Origin of the sequence: Flavobacterium sp. (genome assembly GCF_027484945.1) — a bacterium.
GTDB lineage: Bacteria > Bacteroidota > Bacteroidia > Flavobacteriales > Flavobacteriaceae > Flavobacterium.
This window is the reverse complement of the sequence record NZ_JAIXRZ010000060.1, coordinates 20,313-44,543: the sequence shown is the minus strand read 5'-3', so window position 1 is coordinate 44,543 and position 24,231 is coordinate 20,313. Positions and strand designations below refer to the sequence as shown.

21 protein-coding genes are annotated in these 24,231 nt (G+C 35.7%); 11 read left to right on the top strand and 10 right to left on the bottom strand.

Features of this window, described 5'->3' with window-relative positions; translation table 11 throughout:
• Positions 1–100 precede the first annotated feature (100 nt).
• Complete coding sequence (locus Q0039_RS08465) at positions 101–1,036, bottom strand: BspA family leucine-rich repeat surface protein (protein WP_297511623.1); 936 nt, start codon at positions 1,034–1,036, stop codon at positions 101–103.
• 276 nt (positions 1,037–1,312) lie between these two features.
• Positions 1,313–2,974 carry a DUF1573 domain-containing protein gene (locus Q0039_RS10290; RefSeq protein ID WP_366520898.1) on the bottom strand — a complete coding sequence of 554 codons (1,662 nt, stop codon included), beginning with the start codon at positions 2,972–2,974 and terminating at the stop codon, positions 1,313–1,315.
• A gap of 620 nt (positions 2,975–3,594) precedes the next feature.
• On the opposite strand from Q0039_RS10290, the gene Q0039_RS08450 reads away from it, so the two are divergent.
• From Q0039_RS08450 to Q0039_RS08440, 3 genes are all read left to right on the top strand, one after another.
• Positions 3,595–3,837: a hypothetical protein gene (locus Q0039_RS08450; RefSeq protein ID WP_297511622.1), complete on the top strand. Its 243-nt coding sequence runs from the start codon at positions 3,595–3,597 to the stop codon at positions 3,835–3,837.
• 167 nt (positions 3,838–4,004) lie between these two features.
• Entirely contained in the window at positions 4,005–6,023 is a 2,019-nt protein-coding gene (locus Q0039_RS08445; RefSeq protein WP_297511620.1) for a M13-type metalloendopeptidase, read from the top strand.
• Positions 6,024–6,137: 114 nt separating this feature from the next.
• On the top strand, positions 6,138–7,079 hold the full coding sequence (locus Q0039_RS08440) for an L-threonine 3-dehydrogenase (protein WP_297511616.1): 942 nt from the start codon (positions 6,138–6,140) through the stop codon (positions 7,077–7,079).
• Between the two features lie 9 nt (positions 7,080–7,088).
• On the opposite strand, the gene Q0039_RS08435 is transcribed toward Q0039_RS08440, so the two are convergent.
• Positions 7,089–7,574, bottom strand: a complete 486-nt coding sequence (locus tag Q0039_RS08435) for a nuclear transport factor 2 family protein (protein WP_297511612.1) — start codon at positions 7,572–7,574, stop codon at positions 7,089–7,091.
• A 406-nt stretch (positions 7,575–7,980) separates the two neighbouring features.
• Here Q0039_RS08435 and Q0039_RS08430 point away from each other — a divergent pair, with 406 nt between their 5' ends.
• Both Q0039_RS08430 and mfd read left to right on the top strand, forming a co-directional pair.
• Entirely contained in the window at positions 7,981–8,559 is a 579-nt protein-coding gene (locus Q0039_RS08430) for a hypothetical protein (RefSeq protein WP_297511609.1), read from the top strand.
• Between the two features lie 84 nt (positions 8,560–8,643).
• Positions 8,644–11,919, top strand: coding sequence for a transcription-repair coupling factor (gene mfd, locus Q0039_RS08425; protein ID WP_297511628.1), 3,276 nt, complete (start codon positions 8,644–8,646; stop codon positions 11,917–11,919).
• Between the two features lie 26 nt (positions 11,920–11,945).
• Here mfd and Q0039_RS08420 read toward each other — a convergent pair whose 3' ends face one another.
• The 4 genes from Q0039_RS08420 to Q0039_RS08405 form a co-directional block, all read right to left on the bottom strand.
• Positions 11,946–14,123 (bottom strand): M12 family metallo-peptidase, encoded by a 2,178-nt coding sequence (locus Q0039_RS08420; RefSeq protein WP_297511607.1) that lies wholly within the window; start codon positions 14,121–14,123, stop codon positions 11,946–11,948.
• A 47-nt stretch (positions 14,124–14,170) separates the two neighbouring features.
• Positions 14,171–14,530, bottom strand: coding sequence for a YraN family protein (locus tag Q0039_RS08415; RefSeq protein WP_297511605.1), 360 nt, complete (start codon positions 14,528–14,530; stop codon positions 14,171–14,173).
• Complete coding sequence (locus tag Q0039_RS08410; RefSeq protein ID WP_297511603.1) at positions 14,530–14,922, bottom strand: four helix bundle protein; 393 nt, start codon at positions 14,920–14,922, stop codon at positions 14,530–14,532. The genes Q0039_RS08415 and Q0039_RS08410 overlap by 1 nt, the downstream gene beginning before the upstream one ends.
• Positions 14,923–15,058: 136 nt before the next feature.
• Positions 15,059–15,952 carry an LD-carboxypeptidase gene (locus Q0039_RS08405; RefSeq protein WP_297511601.1) on the bottom strand — a complete coding sequence of 298 codons (894 nt, stop codon included), beginning with the start codon at positions 15,950–15,952 and terminating at the stop codon, positions 15,059–15,061.
• A gap of 159 nt (positions 15,953–16,111) precedes the next feature.
• Here Q0039_RS08405 and metG point away from each other — a divergent pair, with 159 nt between their 5' ends.
• From metG to Q0039_RS08385, 4 genes are read left to right on the top strand one after another with little or no spacing between them, the layout of a single operon-like run.
• A complete protein-coding gene (gene metG / locus Q0039_RS08400) occupies positions 16,112–18,166 on the top strand; it encodes a methionine--tRNA ligase (RefSeq protein ID WP_297511599.1) in 2,055 nt (684 codons plus the stop codon).
• On the top strand, positions 18,147–18,653 hold the full coding sequence (locus Q0039_RS08395) for a hypothetical protein (RefSeq protein ID WP_297511597.1): 507 nt from the start codon (positions 18,147–18,149) through the stop codon (positions 18,651–18,653). Before metG ends, Q0039_RS08395 begins: the two co-directional genes overlap by 20 nt.
• A gap of 2 nt (positions 18,654–18,655) precedes the next feature.
• Positions 18,656–19,339, top strand: a complete 684-nt coding sequence (locus Q0039_RS08390) for an HAD family hydrolase (RefSeq protein WP_297511595.1) — start codon at positions 18,656–18,658, stop codon at positions 19,337–19,339.
• Positions 19,339–19,971: a chloramphenicol acetyltransferase gene (locus tag Q0039_RS08385; protein ID WP_297511594.1), complete on the top strand. Its 633-nt coding sequence runs from the start codon at positions 19,339–19,341 to the stop codon at positions 19,969–19,971. The genes Q0039_RS08390 and Q0039_RS08385 overlap by 1 nt, the downstream gene beginning before the upstream one ends.
• On the opposite strand, the gene Q0039_RS08380 is transcribed toward Q0039_RS08385, so the two are convergent.
• From Q0039_RS08380 to ssb (Q0039_RS08370), 3 genes are all read right to left on the bottom strand, one after another.
• Positions 19,968–20,411: a hypothetical protein gene (locus tag Q0039_RS08380; protein WP_297511592.1), complete on the bottom strand. Its 444-nt coding sequence runs from the start codon at positions 20,409–20,411 to the stop codon at positions 19,968–19,970. The two genes, Q0039_RS08385 and Q0039_RS08380, sit on opposite strands and share 4 nt — an antisense overlap.
• 174 nt (positions 20,412–20,585) lie before the next feature.
• Complete coding sequence (ssb, locus tag Q0039_RS08375) at positions 20,586–20,918, bottom strand: single-stranded DNA-binding protein (RefSeq protein WP_297511590.1); 333 nt, start codon at positions 20,916–20,918, stop codon at positions 20,586–20,588.
• A 27-nt stretch (positions 20,919–20,945) separates the two neighbouring features.
• The gene (gene ssb, locus Q0039_RS08370; protein WP_297511588.1) at positions 20,946–21,272 is read right to left on the bottom strand and encodes a single-stranded DNA-binding protein; all 327 of its coding nucleotides are present in this window, start codon (positions 21,270–21,272) and stop codon (positions 20,946–20,948) included.
• Positions 21,273–21,531: 259 nt separating this feature from the next.
• Here ssb (Q0039_RS08370) and Q0039_RS08365 point away from each other — a divergent pair, with 259 nt between their 5' ends.
• Both Q0039_RS08365 and Q0039_RS08360 read left to right on the top strand, forming a co-directional pair.
• Positions 21,532–21,882, top strand: a complete 351-nt coding sequence (locus Q0039_RS08365; protein WP_297511586.1) for a hypothetical protein — start codon at positions 21,532–21,534, stop codon at positions 21,880–21,882.
• A gap of 15 nt (positions 21,883–21,897) precedes the next feature.
• Positions 21,898–24,225, top strand: a complete 2,328-nt coding sequence (locus Q0039_RS08360) for a M28 family peptidase (RefSeq protein ID WP_297511584.1) — start codon at positions 21,898–21,900, stop codon at positions 24,223–24,225.
• Positions 24,226–24,231 lie beyond the last annotated feature (6 nt).

Below are 24,231 nucleotides of genomic sequence, written 5' to 3'. Positions count from 1 at the left end.
CTGTTAATCAGAGGGTCCTTGGTTCGAGCCCAAGAGGGGGAGCAAAACAAAAGCCTGATATGAAAGTATCAGGCTTTGTTGTTTTAAGAAACTCCAAGATTTATTCTTTTATAAATTTAATTGCACTTTTATCTGATACCTTTAAATAATAAATACCTTTTGATAATTGCTCTACATTGATTGAAGTATCAACATCGTTAAGCTTGCCTTTTAAAACGACTCTTCCTAAACCATCAACTACATTATAAGGTAGATTTATAAGATTGTAGTCAACTTTTACATTTAAGACGCTTATAACGGGATTAGGGTATAATTTTAAATCAACTACATCAAATATTTCTGTATCTAAACTTGTACAATCAAGACCACCATCATATGTTATATACCAACCATAGGTACTAATTATAGAAGCTCGGGCATTTGCACCGTTACAATATTTAGAATTGCCACCAGAAAAAGACACATTTGGCTTTAAAGGAGTTTCATTTGCACTTATTGTTGACCAACCTATTAATAGAGCATCATAATTTGTAGTAGAAAGTTGAGCACCCGTAAACATATCAGTCATATTAGTTACATTACTTACATTCCAAGACCCGATAGGTTGGTTGAAGGCAGTTGCACTAAAAAACATTCTATCCATATTAGTCACATTACTAACATCCCAAGACCCAATAGGCTGGTTAAAAGTATTAGGATTAAAAAAAGGACTTGCAAACATACGATTCATATCAGTAATAAGAGTTGTTACTATATTATTGAAAGGAATAGGTGTTGAACTACTTGGTTGTGTAAAAAAAGATATTCCCGACTGAATATTTTTAGCATAATCAGTTATATTACTTTTAGTTGTATTGTCTACAATAGCAAACCATTCCAATATTCCTCTTGGACTTGCTTGAACAAAGTAGGGTGAAGGAACTGTAGTCCCCGTCCATTTAACGGTAACACCATTCGCATCTAATACAACTGTTTGTGATTTGGTGGTTTGAGCGGTAAAAAACAATGTAATAAAAAGGAGTAGTATTTTTTTCATAAATTGAAATTATATCATTCGAATACAAATATATATAAAAATTAATTTTGCCTAAACTATTGATTTTAAGACAATTGAATAATAAATTATCGCCTTAAAATTGTAACTTTCTCCAATAGGGGGAGCTAATTGAAGAAAGAGGTCATTATTGACCTCTTTTTTATTTTTACCATTTTGCAAAACCTTACTGGCATTGAGGAGAAGTTCTATTGGAGTTGTGAATTTAGGTGTTGCAACTTTTTTTCTTCAAGATGTGATTTTATATAATTAAATAAGTTATCTACATAAGTCCCAAGTTCTATCTTGATTATCAATTAATGCTTGTAATTGTCCTGAGCCATCATATTGACATGTAAATTTCATTGAAGGAAGATTTGAATTGGCACCAGTAAAATCAAAAGTCAATCTATAAGCCGACCCGTAAACTCCTTCATCTCTTAATGTCCATCTTCCTTGAACGGTTTTAATTAAGTTATTTTGATTGTCATATAATTTATAATATCCAATAAAAGTTTTATTATCCAATAATGAAATTTCATACTTACCTTTATAAGTGTAAACACAATATTTTCTTATACTGCCTTCAGGTTTGGTTTTTGATTCATATTCTTGCTGAATCCTTGCACTTTCTCTCTTGCCGGTTTCTATTTCCTCGTCGGTTTCATACTTTTGAATTTTAATTGGAAGGGTGGTAAATGGATTTCCCCAAGAGTTTTTGGAAGGCTTAAGATAATATAGTTCTGCAAGAGTTTTATAAATATCCGCAGAAGTTTTATATTCAATGGATGCTTCTTTTACATTTGAAAAAAATATTTTTATAATATTTAATTTAGGTATCATTAATTTTTTATCTACAAGAACACTTAATCTTTTAAGTTCTTTTTTATATGACATTTGATTAGTAGTATCAACATCAATAATAAATTTATTACAAGCATAACCGATTGTGCTTAGAATTTTTTGTTTTTCAATATATCCATCTGAAAATTTCTTATTTGCGGGATTTCCAGTGTAAGAAAAAGTTATTTCATTGATTCCAAAATCACTTTGAGAACTACTAATGGGACTATTTTGTTTTTCTTTTGAAGTTTCAGTTTTTATAATTTGTTTTTGTGTAATATTTTTTGAAGCAACTTCACTTTTTTCGGATTCGGCAGGTAAAACATTCCCTTTAATTGTCAAAACTTTAGTCGTTTGATTTGTAGCATTAGACCATACAGTAATTGTTTTTGTAAAGTTTCCAACTCTATCAGTTGCATAATGTATTTTTATTTTGCCTTTAGCTCCGGGAGCAATTTCACCTTCAGGGTTTTTTGTTATGATGCAACTACAAGAACCTTGTGTTTTTTCAATTAATAATGGTTTATTACCATTATTTACAAAAACGAATTCTCTATTTCCATCTGCATTATGAGAAATAGTTCCATAATCTATAACTTCGCTTTCAAAAGACAGTCCAACACCATCAACTTGATATTTAGCTACAATTTGGTTTGCTTTCTCTAGCCAAACTAATGGTCCGCCAGCAACATATTTTGTTTCCCCTAGTCGTTCAAAATTAGTTTTACCATCAATAATTACTCCTGGTTTTGCAAACCAAACTGTTGGATAACCTATAACTTGGAAAAACTGTTGTAATTTATTATTTTGAATCTTCAAATCATCACTTTGTGCGGTTCTTCTCGGAAAATCTAATTCTACTAAAATCACTTTTCCTCTAGCCCAAGCTATAAATTCAGGGGTATTAAAAACTTCATTTTGTAAACGAGTACTCCACCCATTCCAATCACTTCCTGTAAAAAACAAGAACAATGGTTTGTTTTCAGCTTTAGAAAGAGCAATAGCTTCATCGATATTAGTGTGCCAAGTTAATTTTTCTTGAGCTTGAATTTTCATTAATGAAATTACTACTAATAATGTTATAAAAATTTTCTTCATTATGTGTTTTTTTCAAAGATATTAAAAAAATTTAATCTAAAATATTGTATTTCTGATTGTTAAATAAACTATCATCGCATCAAAATTGTAACTTTCACCAAGAGGGGGAGCAGAAACCCGATACGAATGTGTCGGGTTTTTTTTATTTCCCTCGCAGGGCGAGAAGTTTATCCCGGTGTAACGAAGTGAAATCGGGAAGCCCAAGAGGGGGCTACTAAAGAAAAGCCTTCACAGCAATGTGAGGACTTTTTTATTCATAAGATAATTCTCTATTTTTTTATTTTTACATAAGGAATTAAAAAAATCTTATAATTATGCTCGCAAATTTTCTTAAAAAATATAAACGTGAAGTTACAGTTGGAATTATAGTTTTTCTCTTTTTCTTATTTAGAGATTTAATTAAATCTATTCGGTAAATAATTTATATTTCAAGCCGATTATTTTCAAACAATTGAATACGCAGGCATCGCATCAAAATTGTACCTTTAATTTCATTTTTTGATGTTAAATGGAATGACTCGTTTTTTATTGAAAGGATGGTTTTAAACACAAAAATCCATTACAACCGGTAACAAAAAATATAATTCAACAACTAATGGATATATTTAAATAATTTTATCATGAAAACTCCTTTTAACAAATTTCTTTACATCGGATTTCTACTCTTAGGATTATTTCAAGCATTTTTTTCTAAAGATTATATGCAAGGTGCTGCATCGTTAGGGATTGCATTAGCTTTTGACCCCTTTGACCCGGAGCAAAAATGGAATGATCGCCCCAAATGGCAAAAAGCTGTATTAATCATTCATCTCGGATTAGTTGCTGCGATGTTTGGTTTTGGAATTGGACTTAATGATAAATAAGTCTAGTGAACGATAAAAGAGTATTTTTTACATTTTCTCTTTAATCGCAGAGCTTTCTAAATAATACCCTATTTACAAATGAAACGATTTTTAAATAACCCTAGAACCCTGTAACAATTCCCATCCATCGACTACTAACTCTTCAATCCGATTAAAACATACGCATTATGAAAAAACTTACGGTTCCCTTTTTAGCCTTAGCTGCTTTAGTAATTTCTTGTCAAAAAACAGAAACGCTTCACTCAGGCATCACAAAAGCCAATATGGATACGCTAGTCAAACCCGGCGATAATTTTGACGCTTATGTCAACGGAAATTGGAGTCGTAAGACAAAAATTCCGGCCGATAAATCCTCTTATGGGGCTTTTGATATGCTGTTGGATAAATCTGAAAAAGATGTAAAAGAAATCATCCAAGCCGCAGCAAAAAGTAACAGTTCAAACGGATCTGAAGAACAAAAAATTGGCGATTTATACGCCTCTTTTATGGACCGAAAAGGGCGTGATGCAAAAGGATTGCAACCGATCCAATCCGAGTGGGCAAAAATTGATGCGCTTACCAATTATGAACAATTGGCAGCATTTTTAGGTGATGCAAACCGCGAAGGACTACGCGCACCATTTGGCGTTTTTGTAAACACAGATTATACCGACCCTACAAAAAACGTGATTATGTCATGGCAAAGTGGTTTAGGCCTACCCGATCGTGAGTATTATTTATCTCCCCTACCCGAAATGGCAGCGATTCGCTCTGCCTACAGTCAACACGTAGAAAAAATGCTGGAATTGGCTAAATTTCCAAATGCCAAAGCCGATGCCGGAACTATTGTAGGTCTAGAAACAGCTATAGCTACGATTCATGTTCCGAAAGAAGAAAATCGGGATTCCAAAAAATTAAACAATCCAATTAAGGTTGCTGAGTTGAAAAATACTATGCCCAACTTTAATTTAAAAAACTACTTAATTAAAGCAGGGATGGGTAAAGAAAAAGTACTCATTGTAGCGCAACCCGAATACATGAAACGCTTGGATGCATTGATTGCTTCCACTCCCTTAACAACTTGGAAAACCTATTTAAAATGGTCCGTATTGGATGGGGCGTCATCATCATTAACAAAGGCACTTGATAATCAAAATTTTGAATTCTATGGCAAAGTACTCAACGGTACCGAAAAACAACGTGATGATTGGAAACGCGCTGTTCAAACCGTAAATGGTGGCTTGGGTGAAATGATTGGAAAATTATATGTAGAAAAACATTTCTCCCCAGAGGCTAAAGAACGTATGACAGTTATGGTAAAAAACCTTTTGAAAGCGTATGCGGAAAGTATTAAAAGTTTGGATTGGATGAGTGAGGCAACCAAAAAAGAAGCGCTTAAAAAAGTGGACAAGTTCATGATTAAAATTGGATACCCTGACAAATGGCGTGATTACAGTTCGTTGACGATTTCTAAAGATGATTTGTATGGGAATTTACAACGTTGTGCAGCTTTTGAATACGATCGAAATTTGGCTAAATTAGGTAAACCTGTCGATCGTACTGAATGGGGCATGACACCTCAAACGGTAAATGCATATTATAACCCATCGCTTAACGAAATTGTTTTTCCAGCTGCAATTTTACAACCCCCATTCTTTGATATGGATGCCGATGACGCGGTAAACTATGGTGGAATTGGTGCGGTAATTGGGCATGAAATCGGCCATGGTTTTGATGATGAAGGAAGCACTTTTGATGGAGATGGTAAATTGCGCAATTGGTGGAATGAAGCCGACTTAGCCGCATTTAAGAAAAGAACAGGAGCTTTGGTCGCACAATACAATGCATTTGAAGCTTTACCTGGTTTAACGGTTAACGGCGCCTATACTTTGGGTGAAAATATTGGTGATTTAGGCGGTTTGAGTATTGCAATTAAAGCCTATAAAATGAGTTTAGAAGGTAAAGAAGCCACAAAAATGGACGGTTTTACTGGAATTCAACGGGTTTTCTTAGGATGGGGACAAGTTTGGTTGGATAAATCCCGTCCTGAAGCCATCCGCTCACAAATTGCAGCCGATCCCCATTCGCCAGCCAAGTTTCGTATCAACGGAGTGGTTCGCAATATACCTGAATTTTACGAAGCGTTTAATGTTAAACCTGGTGACTCACTTTACTTGGCTCCTGAAAAACGTGTGAAGATTTGGTAAACAAAGTCATAAGTCAATAGTCGTAAGTCTTGAAAGACAGCAATTGAAAACTGCGATTGAAAACTACGACTTTCAACTCATTCTCCTATCTTTGTCTTACAAACCAACCACTAAATGACAACTAAAATATTAATCATCGGTGCTTGTGGGCAAATAGGCACCGAATTGACCACACAACTCCGGGCACAATATGGTGTCGAAAACGTAGTTGCATCGGATATTCGGAAGCTCAATAATGCTATTGTAAATACAGGTATTTTTGAAGTAGTTAATGCACTCGATTACAACCAAATCGAACACCTTATTGAAAAATACCAAATAACCGATGTTTATCTAATGGCGGCTTTGCTTTCGGCAACGGCAGAAAAAAACCCAGCTTTTGCTTGGGACTTGAACATGAATTCCTTATTTCATGTATTGAATTTGGCAAAAGCGGGTAAAATCAAGAAAATCTTTTGGCCTTCGAGTATTGCTGTATTCGGGCCTACAACACCACGTGAAAACACCCCGCAGTATACTATTATGGAACCTACTACGGTATACGGAATTTCGAAGCAAACAGGCGAACGATGGTGTGAATATTACCACCACCAATTTGGGGTAGATGTGCGGAGTATTCGTTACCCCGGCTTAATTAGCTGGACATCTGAACCTGGAGGCGGCACTACAGATTATGCAGTGGATATCTACCATAAAGCTTTAGAAGATGGAAAATACGAATGTTTCTTAAGTGAAGACACTAAACTTCCCATGATGTATATGGAAGATGCTATTCGTGCTACAATTGAAATTATGCAAGCGGATACTGAAAAAATAAAAATACGCTCGTCCTATAATTTAGCCGGAATTAGTTTCACGCCAGCTGAAATAGCCGCAGAAATAACAAAACATATTCCCAATTTTACGATTACGTATAAACCTGACTTTCGTCAAAAAATTGCCGATTCCTGGCCGGCATCTATTGACGATTCACGTGCACGTTCAGACTGGGGTTGGTCGCACCAATTTGACCAAAGTGCAATGACAACAATAATGCTAGAAAATTTACGAAAATAACGTGTGGACTTACTCTTTTTTTAAAGAGAGTTTGTCTAGTATCGGGTTTTCAATAGGTGATTTGATTTTAATTACCGCATCGGTGGTTTCGTTTGGAATTGTCATGGATAGCACATAGTGTTTGATTTTCCAACCTTGCGCCGTCAATTGAAGAACTCCACTACCCCTACAAATTTTCATTTGGGTATCCAAAAGCTCATCAAACCAAGCGGTTTTACCATCTGGTGTAAAATAAATATGCCGTTCTAGAGATGTAAAATTCCATGCTTTCCCACGATCAAAATACGGCTTGGAAAATTCTTGAAAGGCTTTTTTATTCCAATTTTCGGTGGCATCTGTCCCAATGAAAACCGATTCATCATCCATCACTTCAAAATAAGCATTAAAATTGGCTGTTGCAGCGGCTTTATGCCAATGATCTAGTAATTGATTTATGGATTCTTTTGGCGATTGGGCAAACGTGATGGTGGTAATAAAAAGGAAGAGGTATTTCATGGGTGACTGGTGACTAGTGACTGGTGACTGGTGACTAGTGATTGAACGTTAATTGTTTGGCGTTTGAAAGGTACAAAAAAGAATATAGGTATAGGAAGTGGAAAAATAGAAATCGTTTAATGAGTGTAAAAGGTGATAGCAGTTTAAACGTGAAAAGGACGATTCGTTTTCAAATTAGCTCATTAAAAAAAGGCACGTGAATACAGCCCCGGTAGAGCTGATATCCTACCGACCATCGGAAGGTAGATAAAGGCGATAACGGGACGGCATTGGATAAAAACGAAAAACATGAGCTGCCAAATAAAACCCTACAAATACCTATTCATAGTGGTTGTAAAACTTACCAAATGTTTAACTCAATTTCTCCAATCTAGTTTCTTATTTTTGCAAAGCATAAAGATATATAATGAAATTACGTTGGTTATGCTTATGTTCGATACTTTGGTTAGGCTGTCAGAATGACAATGCCGCTTTGTTGATTGAACAACAAAAAGAAGCTAAAAAGAAAGAGGCCATTTTTAACACAATTAACAGCGGTTGGGAATTTGAGATTGCCCCTATCAATCCACAAACTATGGAGCGTATTGGCACATGGAATGAGTGGCGAAATTTTTTACGAGAAATTAATCAAAAACCAAAAAGTACCCTGAGTGCCTTTCAAAAAAAAGCTACTGTTTTAGTGGCAAAATCCAACGAATTGCTTTTAGGGATTCCAGATGCCTTCAACAAACCACAGGTTCGAGCCCGAATAATGGTCATCAATACTAAACTAAAAAGTTTGGATTTATATATTCATCTCAATCAAATTCCAGCCAGTAAAGTTGTGAAATTGGTTGATGAAATTACGATCGAAATAGACTATTTGCAATTACAAATGGAAGAAATAGTTGAACGAAGTTTGATCCCTCGAGAAGAAGGTGAGCCCGATTTTGAAATGATGAAAGACACGACTCGAGCGATTCCCAATACGATAATAAATCCCTAAGTTTTGACTAAGCAAACGCTACTTTCGGTGTATCAAAATGCGCCAAAAGTCCAACTTATTGCCCAGGCCCTAGAACAACGCGAAATGAAAATTAATGCGCGCGGATTAGTTGGGTCTGGCTTATCTTTTGTCATTCAAGCTTTATTTGAAAAAGTCAATCGCCCATTTTTGCTATTATTTAATGACAAAGAAGAAGCGGCTTACTACTTAAACGACTTGGAACAATTAATCAGCGATCACGATGTATTGTTCTATCCGGGTTCCTATCGCCGGCCATATCAAATTGAAGAGACCGATAATGCAAATATTTTATTGCGTGCCGAAGTTTTGAATCGCATCAATTCGCGAAAAAAACCAGCACTCATAGTCTCTTATGCAGAAGCGTTGTTTGAAAAAGTGGTGACTAAAAAGGAACTGGAAAAAAACACCTTAAAAATTTCGGTCAATGACAAAACCAGTATTGATTTTATTAATGAGGTGTTGTTTGAATATAATTTCAAGCGCGTTGATTTTGTAACTGAACCGGGTGAATTTTCAGTTAGAGGTGGAATTATTGATGTATTTTCTTTTTCTAATGATAATCCCTATCGAATTGAGTTTTTTGGTAATGAAGTAGATTCCATCCGTAGTTTTGATGTAGAAACGCAGTTATCGATTGAAAAGTTGAAAAAAATCTCCATTATTCCGAATGTTGAAAATAAATTTTTTGAAGAAAACCGGGAGAGTTTTCTCGATTATATTGACCATTCGACCGTGTTGTTTCTTCAACACACAGAAATTTTGGGACAACAATTGGATAAGTTATTCGGAAAAGCTACTGAAGTATTTGGAAAATTAGAGGCCGGTATTCGACATGTTTCACCTGAAGATTTATTTATTCATCAACAATTTTTTCTAAAAAGGGCTGCCGAATTTTCAGTCGTTGAATTGAGTAATGACCCTCATTTTCAAGCATCCAAAACTATTTCGTTCCTACAACAGCCCCAACCTTCTTTTAATAAGCAATTTGATTTGTTATTGAATAATTTAGGGGAAAATCATTTCAACGGGTATAAAAATTACTTGTTCTGTTCCAATGAAAATCAGGCAAATCGATTTCACGATATTTTTGAAGACATTGATGAACAGCATCACGAAAGTATTCGAAAGCAATACAACACCATCGTTTCTCCAATGTATCAAGGATTTATCGATGAGGAAAATCAAATTGCGTGTTATACCGACCATCAAATCTTTGAACGCTACCATCGATTTAATTTAAAAAATGGGTATTCCAAAAAACAAACGATTACGTTAAAAGAGCTCACTTCGCTAACAGTAGGGGATTATGTAACCCATATAGATCATGGAATTGGTAAGTTTGGCGGATTACAGAAAATTCAAGTTGAAGGTAAAACGCAAGAAGCAATTAAACTGATTTATGCTGATAATGATATTGTATATGTGAGTATACATTCGCTGCATAAAATTTCCAAATACAACGGCAAAGACGGCACTCCCCCAAAAATTTACAAATTGGGTTCCAATGCCTGGAAAGCTTTAAAACAAAAGACCAAAGCAAGGGTAAAACATATCGCATTCAACTTAATTCAGCTTTATGCCAAACGGCGAACCGAAAAAGGGTTTGCATGTGTCCCCGACAGTTATTTACAAAAAGAATTGGAGAGCTCATTTATCTATGAAGACACGCCTGATCAATACAAAGCCACACAGGAAGTTAAAGCCGACATGGAAAATGACCGCCCAATGGACCGTTTGGTTTGTGGAGATGTTGGATTTGGAAAAACAGAAGTAGCGATTCGGGCAGCTTTTAAAGCAGTCGATAATGGTAAACAAGTGGCGGTATTGGTACCAACCACAATTTTGGCATACCAACATTTTCGGACATTTTCGGAGCGATTGAAAGAATTGCCGGTTACCATTCATTATTTGAACCGTTTTCGTACGACCAAACAAAAGAACGAAACCTTAAAGTTATTGGAAGAAGGGCAAGTAGACATCATCATTGGTACTCATCAATTGGTTAACAAAGATGTAAAGTTTAAAGATTTAGGCTTATTGATCATTGATGAAGAACAAAAGTTTGGTGTAAATGTAAAAGACAAACTCAAAACGATTTCGCATACGGTGGACACGTTAACCTTAACGGCAACTCCAATCCCTAGAACGTTACAATTCTCGTTAATGGCAGCGCGTGATTTATCGGTAATTACTACCCCACCGCCGAACCGTTATCCCATAGAAACACAAGTAGTACGGTTTCACGAAGAGCTAATTCGCGATGCGGTTTCCTATGAAATTCAACGCAATGGTCAGGTCTTTTTCATTCATAATCGAATTGAAAATATCAAGGAAGTAGCCGGAATGATTCAGCGTTTAGTTCCGGATGCACGTATTGGAATTGGCCACGGACAAATGGAAGGAAAAAAATTGGAAGAGCTAATGTTGGCTTTTATGAATGGTGAGTTTGATGTTTTGGTGTCTACTTCAATCATAGAAAGCGGTTTAGATGTACCCAATGCCAATACAATATTCATCAATAATGCTAATAATTTTGGTTTATCCGATTTGCATCAAATGCGCGGACGCGTGGGCCGTAGCAATAAAAAAGCATTTTGTTATTTTATTACACCTCCGTATTCAGCAATGACGGATGATGCGCGAAAACGGATTCATGCGTTGGAGCAGTTCAGCGAACTCGGAAGCGGATTTAATATTGCGATGAAAGATTTAGAAATTCGCGGAGCGGGTGATTTATTGGGTGGTGAACAAAGTGGATTTATCAATGAAATTGGTTTTGAGACCTATCAAAAAATCATGAATGAAGCCATTGAAGAGTTGAAAGAAAATGAATTCAAAAACTTGTATCAAGAGGAAAGCGATCCAGAAACAAAAGAATATGTAAAAGATTTACAAATCGACACCGACTTTGAATTGCTATTCCCCGACGAATATGTCAATAATATTACCGAACGTCTAAACTTGTACAATGAATTGAGTACAATCAAAGACGAAAAGACTTTAACTGATTATGAGCAGCGTTTAATCGACCGATTTGGGCCGTTACCAAAACCCGCCAAGGCGCTAATTAATAGCATTCGAATCAAATGGAAAGCTACTCAATTAGGTATTGAAAAACTGATTTTAAAACAAGACAAAATGGTGGGTTATTTTATTGGTGACCAACAAAGTGATTTTTACCAAACCAATCGTTTTATGCAGATCTTGGAGTATGTGCAACGCAACGGCAATATCTGTAAAATCAAGGAAAAGCAAACCAAAAATGGGTTACGCTTACTAATTACCTTTGAACAAGTAAAATCGATTCAAAAAGCCTTGGAATTAATTGAAAAATTATAAAACCATCTATTAATTCCCTACATTGTTTACTTCTTGATTACTTTAAAATGTACTACACGATCTTGGTCAAATTGTAGTCTAAAGAAATAGGTTCCGACAGCGTAATTTCGTAAATCGACTTGAATAGTAAATCCTGTGAGCTTTTCTTGGTGCAACATTTGACCAGTTACATTATATACAGCAACCGAATCTAACGGCGTTTTTGATTGAATTTGTACGATTCCATTGGAAGGATTGGGATAGTACGAAAAATCAATTCCTTCAAATGTAGGTGTATTTAAATTGGCTGTACAACCTATGGCAGCAACCCAGCCGGCTTCGGTAACAAATTGATCCGATTTGAATTGTATGGTTAACGATCCATCAGCCGCAGACGATTCAAACGGTCCGGGGATTGTGTTTCCTGTATAACCAAGTCCGTTATTAAACTCTGGCGCCGATGTAGAATTACCATTATAAATAAACATATAATCATAATCGACTTCCAAATCAAAAACCGAGAACGAGAGTGTTATGTTGTTGGAAGGGATATTGGGAATAATTGTACGAACTAAGGTCTCTTCATCCTCATAATCTAGATCGGCTCCTCCCGTATCGGTAAATACTGAGCCCGAACAAAACGCATCAGCAGTCATAAAAATTATTTTACGACCACCAATTTCTAATCCGTTAGGGCAAATTGGGGTCACTTCAAAAACATAATAGGTATTGGGTGCTAAATTCGTTGCGGTTAATGATGAAGTAGCAACGGTAGTCCAAACACCTGGAGAAGCACCATTTAAATAATAACGGACATTCCAAGAGGTTATTCCACTTGCATCAACCCAACTTAAGGTTGCAGTGGAAAGTGTGGTTGATTCCACAACAATTTCTTGAACAGTATTGATGCATGTATTGATGCAATCTGAACTCAAACAAGAGCGTGAATCGAACGTATCAAGAATTTGCTGCGCAGGTTGAAGGCCAAAACCGTTACTTAAATCAATTCCAACATTACTCACTAAATGACAATAACTCATAATGGTCCCCGAGGAAGGAATTGTTAACGGATTCGTACTACAAAAGGCCCCTTCTGCTGATGAGCCAAGACCTGCGGTAGCACAATTATCGATAGCGGTATTATTTCCGTTCCAAACACATGCATGGGTGTGTGGTGAACCCAGTAAATGTCCCAATTCATGAGTAATAACTAAAATAGTCCAAGAATACGTTGGAACCGTTTGAAAATCTAATTCGACATCTGAATAAGAAAAATTCTGCGCGGAACATAACCCATCGATTGTAACCGCTACACCACCTAATCCCCCTGGATCAATACCAACCAATTGACCTAAGTCACCGTCAAAAACCGGTCGAACTTGGTTGAATTTATATAAATAAGCTATAGAGCTATTTCCAATTCCCTCGTAAGGATCGGGGGAAGTCCAAATAAATACCGATTTTAAAGAAACTGTAATTCCGTCATTCTCAAAAATCGTTTGAACATTATTAAAAACAGAGGTCATCCAATCGGTTGTTTCATTTAAATCACTACCATTTTCAAGATACAAATTATGATCGATTTCAAAATACATCGTTGCACATTTGGATGAAAGTGAGTTTTGCGAAGGCAATCTATCGCTATGCTGATGGATCGTATAATTATCTGCAGTATTACAAGCGAACGAAGAATTTATATTCATTTTTGCATCGGAATAAATCACATACGTTGAACTATTTTTTAATTTGCCTACAACAATATTGTGCCCGTTTCCAGAAAGAATACCATTTAACTTCCCTTCAAAAAAATTAAAACTTACCAAAGTATTGACTTGACCTTTGATACAACCTCGGTAATACAATCCAGGATCATAGGCAACGAAAGAACGTTTGTCACTATCTACGTGAAAACCTTGAGCTAAAGGATTTACGCGGTATAATTGCACTGTAATCTCCGTGTCTAAATAAGGGATGTTTAATTCTAAATATTCATGGCGTTGTTGGATTAATACATGCAATAAGTTGATGTCGAGTTGGGCATAAACAGGAGACGCTAATGTATTACTTACTGTCTTATCCGAATAATCGGGGATCTCATTTAATAAAGAAAAAGAAACAAAATTAGTTTGGGCATCTACAAGTGCTTTTACTTTTTTTCCAACATTTTGCTGCGCTTGAGTTAGGGTAATAAAAAAAAGTAAGAAAAGAGGTAGTCGAAGTTTCATAGTTTATTCTTTTGAGTAAAGGTACAAATTGGAATTTGTAATGCAAGTTAAAAATAATAGAATGCATCTTCAAGATGCTCCAAATCAAAGGATTTTTCTTGAAAATAAATCGCAATAATATCAAATCTTACTAGCCATTCCCCTTGCAGTTTTTGAACATAAGCATCTACGGCTTTAATCATTTGCTGAATTTGTTTTGGTTTCACAAAATCTTGCGGCAACCCAAAATCGATTCGACTTCGGGTTTTTACTTCAACAATGATTACGTTAGACCCCTTAAAAGCAATAATATCTATTTCCGCCTTTTGAAATGTCCAATTGGTATCCAAAATTGTATACCCTTTTTTAATTAAATAATCTACCGCTATTGACTCCCCTCGCTTACCAAGTTCATTGTGCTTTGCCATCAAATTGTTGTAAATAAAACTGCTTTATTAGCATATTTAATAGCCTTAACTTGTTGCCGAATGGCTGAAATCATTTGAATAATTTGGTTGGCTTCTTTTTGTAAACTTCGCGCTTGTTCTGGCGTTAAATAATCCAAATTTTCAGTTAACAATAAATGGGTCTGAATTTCATAGGCAGCCCCTAATGAAAAATCCAAAAAACGTAAAAACTCGGCTTTAGAATTGGCTTGATATGCTAATGCAATATTTGTAGGTAACAAGACCGATAATTGGCGAAGTTCTAACCTATTAATTTGCGCTTGATTGGAAGGTAGCGGCGAAGTGCCGCGGAAAATTGAAGTGCAGAAATCTTGGCTTTTTTTCCAGATTTCTAATTCTCTGAATGAATACATAACTATTTGGCGTTTAAAAATATACCGTAAAATTACAACTCTATTTGAAATAAAGCCGTTTACAAATACTTAATAACGGAAATACTCCTCAAGTATTGATTTTACAGATGAATTGGGACATTCAATCCCAAAAAAATTATTCAAAAATCACATGACTTTCGGTATCTGTAACTTCAAGGGTAACTGTATTCCCAAAGAGCAATGCCCGATTGTCAGAAATATGTCCGGCAGGGAAATTATAAATTATAGGAATATTGTAATTTTTAGTTACATCTTCAATAATCTCTAAGGCATTTTTGCCCCAAGGAATTTCGTTATCATGCATTTTGGTCATACTTCCTACAATGATTCCTTTCAAACTTTCTAAACATCCATTGCGCTTTAAGTTTAACATCATGCGGTCAATATGGTATAAATATTCGTCCAAATCTTCCAAAAACAAAATCTTATCCGAACAATCTATTGAAGACGGTGAACCAAATAAACTATACAAAATAGAAAGATTCCCACCAACCAACTCACCTCTCGCTTTGCCCTTTCGATTAATGGCATCACAGGGCAAATGGTATTCCAACTTTTCTCCAAATAAGGCTTGTCGCAAGGTCTCTTTTGCAGCTTCACTCGCCTTTGCATTAACGGGCATAATTCCATGTATCGATTTAAACCCTAAAGTATTCAAATGGCTATGTAATACGGTAACGTCACTAAATCCAACTACCCATTTAGGATGCTCTTTGAACTTCGAAAAATCCAATTTATCAATAATTCGGACCGTTCCATACCCACCTCGTACACACCAAATCATTTTAATAGTAGGATTATCCATCATCGCTTGAAAATCAGCAGCGCGTTCCGCATCGCTACCAGCCAATTGGTTGTCATCCAAACCAATGGTTTTTCCGATTACGACTTCCAATCCCCAACTTTTTAACCAACCTATTGCAGGTCCTAAATTATCGTCTAAATTTTTACGCGCTGTAGCCACAATAGCCACCGTGTCGCCTTTTTGTAAATAAGGTGGTGTAATCATCTTTTTTTGTGCATAAAGATTCGTTAATGAAACTAACACGAATAAGTGTCCGAAATATCTTTTCATTCAATGCATCGCTTCGGACAAATATAAGAAACTATATGTTCGTGATTTTGGGCAAATGCCGTACTTTTGTAAAAATTTTATTTCGAAATCGACATGTCTGATTTTCCAAAACGTTATACCGTTACAGCGGCTTTACCCTATACCAACGGACCTATTCATATTGGTCATTTAGCAGGCGTATATGTTCCTGCTGATATTTATTCCCGTTATCTTCGTCTTCAAGGTCGCGATGTAGCGTTTATTTGTGGTAGTGACGAACACGGTGTAGCGATTTCGATGAAGGCAAAAAAAGAAGGGATTTCGCCTCAGGAAGTTATTGACAAATACGATGGTATTATCAAGCAATCGTTTATAGATTTCGGAATTTCATTTGATAATTATTCCCGAACATCAGCTAAAATTCATCATGAAACTGCCGCCAATTTTTTTAGAAAACTCTATGATCAAGGAGATTTTATCGAAGAAACTACGGAACAATTATATGACGAAAAAGCATCGCAATTCTTAGCCGATCGCTTTGTTACGGGAACCTGTCCAAAATGCAGTAATCCCGAAGCTTATGGTGATCAGTGTGAAAAATGCGGTTCCTCTTTAAACGCAACGGATTTAATTCATCCAAAATCGACCATTACCGGAACTACACCTATTTTAAAAGCAACCAAACATTGGTTTTTGCCATTAGATCGGTATGAAGAATTTTTAAAAGAATGGATTTTAGAAGGGCACAAAAACGATTGGAAGCCCAATGTTTACGGACAAGTTAAATCATGGATTGACGATGGTTTAAAGCCACGTGCTGTAACCCGTGATTTAGATTGGGGCATTGATGTACCGGTAAAAGGAGCCGATGGAAAAAAATTGTATGTGTGGTTTGACGCTCCAATTGGGTACATTTCATCTACCAAAGAATGGGCGCAAAAAGAAGGAAAAGATTGGGAACCGTATTGGAAAGATCGTGATACGAAATTGGTCCATTTTATTGGAAAAGACAACATCGTTTTTCATTGTATAATTTTTCCAGCCATGCTTAAAGCTGAAGGAAGTTACATTTTACCAGATAATGTTCCTGCCAATGAATTTTTGAATTTAGAAGGCAACAAATTGTCTACCTCCAAAAACTGGGCGGTTTGGTTGCACGAGTATTTAATTGATTTTCCCAATAAACAAGATGTGTTGCGTTATGCATTAACTGCCAACGCCCCAGAAACCAAGGATAATGATTTTACATGGAAAGATTTTCAAGCTCGAAACAATAATGAATTAGCGGCTATTTTTGGAAACTTTATTAACCGTGTTATTGTATTAACTCATAAATACTATCAAGGAGAAGTTCCTCAGTTTGGTGAATTTACAGCTGAAGACTTACAAGTGTTGGCCGAATTAAAAGCCTATCCTGCTGTAATTGCTAGTTCTATTGAACGCTACCGTTTTCGTGAAGCGCAAGGCGAATTAATGAATGTAGCCCGACTAGGAAATAAATATCTTGCCGATGAAGAACCTTGGAAAATGTTGAAAGAAAATCCGGAGCGTGTTAAAACTCAAATGTATGTGGCCTTACAAGTGGCTGCGGCCTTAGCTTTTTTATCGGAACCGTTTTTACCCTTTACTGCAACGAAATTACGTTCGATACTCCAAATTAATTCTGATAATTGGGAGAATGCTTTTTCAAAAGAATCCTTACTACCGGTAGGACATTTTATTAATCCAGCTGAAATTCTTTTTGCACAAATTGAAGATGACGCAATCCAATACCAAGTTGATAAATTAGAAGCCACTAAAAAAGCCAATGTGATGACCAATGCGAATATAGTTCCACAAAAAGACGCAATTAGTTTTGATGATTTTTCTAAAATAGATTTACGGGTTGGAACAATTTTGGAAGCTGAAAAAATGCCGAAAGCAGATAAACTTTTGGTGTTGAAAGTAGATACAGGGATAGACGTGCGCACCATTGTTTCTGGAATTGCCGAACATTTTACACCCGAGGAAGTAATAGGTAAACAAGTAACAGTTTTGGTGAATTTAGCCCCTAGAGCGCTGCGCGGCGTTGAGAGTCAAGGAATGTTGCTGTTGACTTCAAATGCTGAAGGAAAATTAGTATTTGTAAACCCCGACACCCAAGTGCCTAATGGTCATACAATTAATTAAAAAACTTAAGAATCTAAACTTTGCAACGTTGGTCACTTACCTTGTTGCTATTGGTTTTTGGCAGTTTCTATTTAATAAGAACTCAGTGCTGAGTCCTGTATTATGGGAAATTCATACTGTTTTTTCTAGTGTTTTGCTGTTTTTTGTTTTGATGAATTATGCGCTTAAGCCACAATTATTTGATATTGTGAAAATTATCTTTCGTATTTTAATAAAAGTTTGGTTTGTGATTTTCATCGCCTTTTCCATGCATAAAAATTTGTTTGATGTCAAAGGATTTATACTAACGGCAACCTTTATATTTGGATATCTTGAGGGATTGATTGACTTAAATTCGTGGCTAAATAACCCCAATACACATTTTATTTTTGATTTTTTTAAAACAACCAATACACCCAAGTCACGGCTTACTCTTTGTGTTTTAGGAATTTCCTGGATTCATATATTTTCAGCAATAATTGCCTCACTTTATTTTTCAATAAATTAACAATGAAATTTAAAATAATAGCATTTGATGCTGACGATACTTTATGGCACAATGACCCTTATTTTGATGAAGCGCAAGATAAATTTTGTTTGCTTTTTGAGAATTATGCTTCAAAGCAAGAACTATTGCAATTGATTCTTCAAAATCAAGTCAATAACTTACCATTGTATGGTTTTGGCATCAAAGCCTTTGTCCTTTCCATGATTGAATCGGGTTTGGAATTAACAAATCATCAGCTTTCGGGAGCGCACATCCACAAAATAATAAAAATTGGGAAAGAGCTACTTCAAAAACCAGTTGAATTGTTGCCCGATGTTGAAAATGTATTACTAGCTTTACAAAGTCAATACCGTTTAGTAGTAGCTACTAAAGGCGATTTAAAAGACCAACATCGAAAACTTCATGATTCCGGCTTAGGTCACTATTTCCATCACATTGAAGTGATGAGTGATAAAACCGAAATGGATTATGAAAAAATGCTTAAACGTTTGGATATACAACCCGAGGATTTTGTGATGATTGGTAATTCTTTAAAATCGGATGTACTTCCTGTGTTAAATATAGGAGGCACGGGAATACATATCCCCTATCATACTACCTGGGAATACGAGCGAATTGATTTTGAAATAAAACACCCAAAATTTCAATCACTCTCAAAAATTACTGATTTATTAAATCATTTCTAATGAGTTCAAAAACTAAAATTGAGCTCGATTCTTGGAATCGCAAGGAACACTTTTTGTTTTACAAACAAATGGAAGAACCCTTCTATGGATTAACCACCCGTATAGATTGTACCAAAGCTTATGATAAAGCAAAACAAATTGGCGTTTCTTTTTTTATTTATTACTTACATCAAACACTAACTGCGATTAATACATGCGAACCGTTTCGATTACGAATTATCGAACATGAACCGTGGCTGTTTGAACAAATTAATGCATCTGCAACTATAATGCGAGAAGATCAAACTTTTGGTTTCTCTCTGATTGAATTTCATCCGGAACTTTCAGAATTTAATTGCAAAGCATTGCAAGAAATTAATCGTGTTCAAAATACAATAGGGCTTTTCACTCGTGAATTTCCAAATGAAAATTTAATCCATTTTTCAAGTATTCCTTGGGTTGATTTTAGCGGATTATCTCATGCGCGCGGCTTTAGTTATCACGATAGTTGTCCAAAAATATCGTTTGGTAAAATGATCGAAGAAAAGGGAAGAAAAACTATGGCACTATCAATTCATGTGCATCATGGCCTTGTGGATGGCGTCCATATAGGGCAATTCTTAGACACATTACAACAACTATTTGACAGTTAATTTATATAAGTCCAATTAACCCCATCACTGATTACAATCACTGTACGTAAATTGCCTTCATACATATACAATTGGGCCGAACCTGTTGTGGAGTTTTTAGGAAAAAACATTCCTGAAGCAGTTGTCAATTGAGCAGTTACAGTATTTTGAATATTTCTAATAATATAAATACGCCCGGGAAATGAAGCAGGACTCGGTAATTGAAATTTGTCATCAGTAACAAAAGGAACCAAGGATAGGTAAACTCCGTCATTAATTGAAACCGCTGCGCCGCCATTTCCAGAACCATTACCATTTATGGTTACAGTTTTTACAGACAAATTACCATTAATATCCAAAGTGCTTAATGGATTAGCAGTATTAATTCCTACCTGTGCTTGAAGATGTAAGCTCACAAAGAAGAAGGTAACTCCAAATAAAACAAGACGCAATACTTTCATAGTTAGGATAGTAAATTACCTTTAAGCAGATAAAAGTATTAAAAAAAAAGAACTCTACTCTACTATTAGATATCGAAAACGTTTTCGTGTTAAAAAATAAATTCTAAGCAGGTATTGTTATCAAAAAACGGTGGTTAAAAACCACCGTTTCCCTCTAAGAACCCTTCGCAAGGTTTATTTCCCGAAAAGAAGTATTTCATTAGCGGTCACTTCTGTGACATAACGTTTTTCGCCATCTTTATCATCATACGAACGATGTGTTAACTTGCCCTCCACTGCAATTTCTTTTCCCTTAACAACATGTTTTTCGACGATATCGGCCAACTTCCCCCAGGCAGTTACTCGATGCCATTCGGTTTGTTCAACTTTATCTCCGTTCTCACGATAATAAATATCGCTGGTAGTTAAAATTAAATTGGCTACTTTTTTACCTTTCTCAAAGGATTTAATTTCTGGTTCTTGTCCCACTTGACCAATCAATTGTACTGTATTACGAATTGCATTCATAGCTTACAATATGTTAAAAATTAAACCTTAGTTTTTAGTTATCAGCAGCACTTCATCCGCAACGACTTCAGTAATGTATCGCTTTATCCCTTCTTTATCTTCATAATTACGATAGGTAATTTTTCCGCTGAGGGCAATTTCTTTTCCTTTAGAAACATACTTTTCAATTAGATTGGCTAATCGACCCCAAGCAACCACACGATGCCATTCGGTTTGTTCCACTTTCTCGCCTTCCTCCTTGTAGTAAACATCATGAGTGGCGATGTTTAGGTTGGCAACTTTTTTCCCTCCTTCAAAAGATCTAATTTCAGGATCTTGGCCTACATGGCCAATTAATTGTACTCGATTTTTCATGGCTTATAATAATTAAATGATTAGTAACTGGCTTGAAAATTATGAAGACAAAATTGAGGATTTAGAATATTATTAATCGGTTATTTACCATTTACTACCGAATGTAAATGTTTGTAAACGAATTCAAATAGGTTTTTATAGATAGAATTACAGCATAAATCAAACTTTGTAAAATATTCTATATATTTGAATGTACATTTCTTGATAACTGAAATTTATAAACCTTTTTAAGCCAAAATGATAATTAAAAACCACGATTATGAAACGAACATGTTTAGAATGCGACGTGCAAATCAGCGGTCGCGAAGACAAAAAATTTTGCTGTGATGGTTGCCGTAATGTATTCAACAACCGAATGAATAGAGACAGTACTAACCTGATGCGCAACGTAAATAATAAATTGCGAAAAAATTATCGCATCTTAAATGAACTCAATGCAGAGGGAAAATCTAAAATTGCTCACGAAAAATTGTTGTACAAAGGATTTGAATTGGAGTATATTACCCATATTTTAACGACAAAAACCGGAAAAACGTATCGCTTTGTGTACAACCAAGGCTATTTACTAACAGAAGATAATCAATTGGTGCTGGTTAAAAGGGATTCTTGACCGTGCAATGCGAATATGAAAAAAAATTACACGAACCTCTTTGAAAGCTTTTTCCTTATAGGTGTAATCAGTTTATTGTTTTATCTGATGATGCCCCAATCAAATGAGGTAAATGAACCGGCAACTTTAACGGAGTTCTCCACTCAACGCGCCTTGGATAAGGTAAAAATTATTGCAAAACACCCGCATTATGTGGGCTCAATTGATCATTCCCGCGTTCAAAATTACTTGTTTGAAACACTCAAAAAGCTAGGATTAAAGCCTCAAATTCAACGGGGCTTTACCATGACTGAAAAAGGCACTTTGGTCGAATCAACCAATATTCTTGCGCGAATCAAAGGTACCCAAAATGGAAAATCACTTTTACTACTTTCCCATTATGATAGTGCGCCACACACCAAATCACACGGGGCTAGCGATGATGCATCGGGTGTAGCAACAATTTTAGAAGGTATTCGCGCTTATTTACAAGCAAGAACTCCCCACAAAAATGATATTATCATCCTATTTAGTGATGCCGAAGAACTCGGACTCAATGGCGCTGCTTTGTTTGTTACCCGACATCCTTGGGCCAAAGATATAGGCGTGGTTTTAAACTTTGAAGCGCGCGGCTCTTCCGGGCCAAGCTATATGCTCATGGAAACCAATCAAGGGAACCAGAATATGGTAAAAGCATTTCAAGCAGCTGGTGTAGAATATCCTGTTACAAATTCATTGCTTTATAGTATCTATAAAATGCTGCCTAACGATACCGATTTAACTGTTTTTAGAAAAGAAGGTCAAATCCAAGGGTATAATTTTGCATTTATTGATAGCCACTACAATTACCATACATCTCAAGACTATTTTGAAAATCTAGCACCCCAATCCTTAGCACATCAAGGAAGTTATCTCATGCCTTTGTTAAGCTATTTTGCCAATACTGATTTAAGCAACCTAAATAGTTCCAACGATTCCGTTTATTTCAATTTGCCATTTGGTGGTTTCTTTCATTATCCTTTTGAATGGATTTTACCCATGCTTATTGTTGCCGGAGTATTACTTTTAGGGTTTACATTTATAGGTTTAGGCAAACATGTTTTACAACTCGACGAAATAATAAAAGGATTTCTTCCTTTAATTGGAGCATTATTATTTGCCGTATTTTTAGGAATTGTAGGATGGTGGCTCATCAAATTAGCTTATCCCGATTATTCAACAATCCTTCAAGGATTTCCTTATAATGGACATGATTATGTCTATGCTTTTATTGCGATAACGCTTGGTTTTTGCTTTTTATTTTACCAAAAAGAAACCACGCGATATACTCCAATGAATCGATTAGTAGCGGCTTTATTTTTATGGTTACTCATTAATATTGGTATTGCATTCCAACTAAAAGGTGCTGCTTTTCTGGTTATTCCTTTATTATGTTCAACACTAATGCTTGGTATTTATGTCACCACCCAACAATCCAATCGTATTTGGAATCTCATCTTGGCAATACCAACACTTTTAATTATTGTTCCATTTATAACGATGTTCCCTGTGGGTCTTGGATTAAAAATGCTTCCAGGTTCGGCAGTCTTAACTGTTTTAGTATTCGTTCTTTTGTTACCCATTTTAGGTTCATTTACCCATAAAAAAGTCTGGGCAACACTTAGTCTAGTTTTGGGAGTATGTTTCCTAATAAAAGCGCACTTTGAGGCGCCATTTACCCACAATAAAGCAAAGCCAAATAGTTTACTCTATGTTTTTGATGCAGACAAACAAAAAGCATATTGGACTACTTATGATGACCATTTGGATACTTGGACAAGTAAATTTTTAGGTGAAAAACCGCAAAAGGCCGAAGTATTAAACCACAATCAATTATATAGCAAATACGGCAACGCGTTCCGGTGGATGAATCATGCACCAATTAAAGCATTAGTGCAGCCAGAAATCACATTTGAATGCGATTCGACTAGTGGTAAAAATCACTATTATCAAATTCGAATAACTCCAAAACGCAAGGTAAACCGGTATGATATTTTTGTGAAAAACGGAGTAGCGATTCAACACTTAAAAGCAAATGGGGTCACAGCATTGGCGCATGGTAATAAAATAGGTGGAGGCAAGTCTAATAAGATTCTGAGTTATTATGTTACCCGCAATCAACCTTTAGTCTTTTCTTTTGTGGTGTCTCAAGGAAAAATTCCTCAATTGGAGCTAATGGAAAGTTCGTTTGATTTGCTTGAAAACCCCTTATTTAAAATTCCGAAACGATTAAAAACCCAAATGCCAAAACCTTTTGTCCTCAACGATGCGGTAGTCATTGTAAATAAAATCAAGCCAATCCTAAAGCAAAATTCAACTCCTTAAATTTGG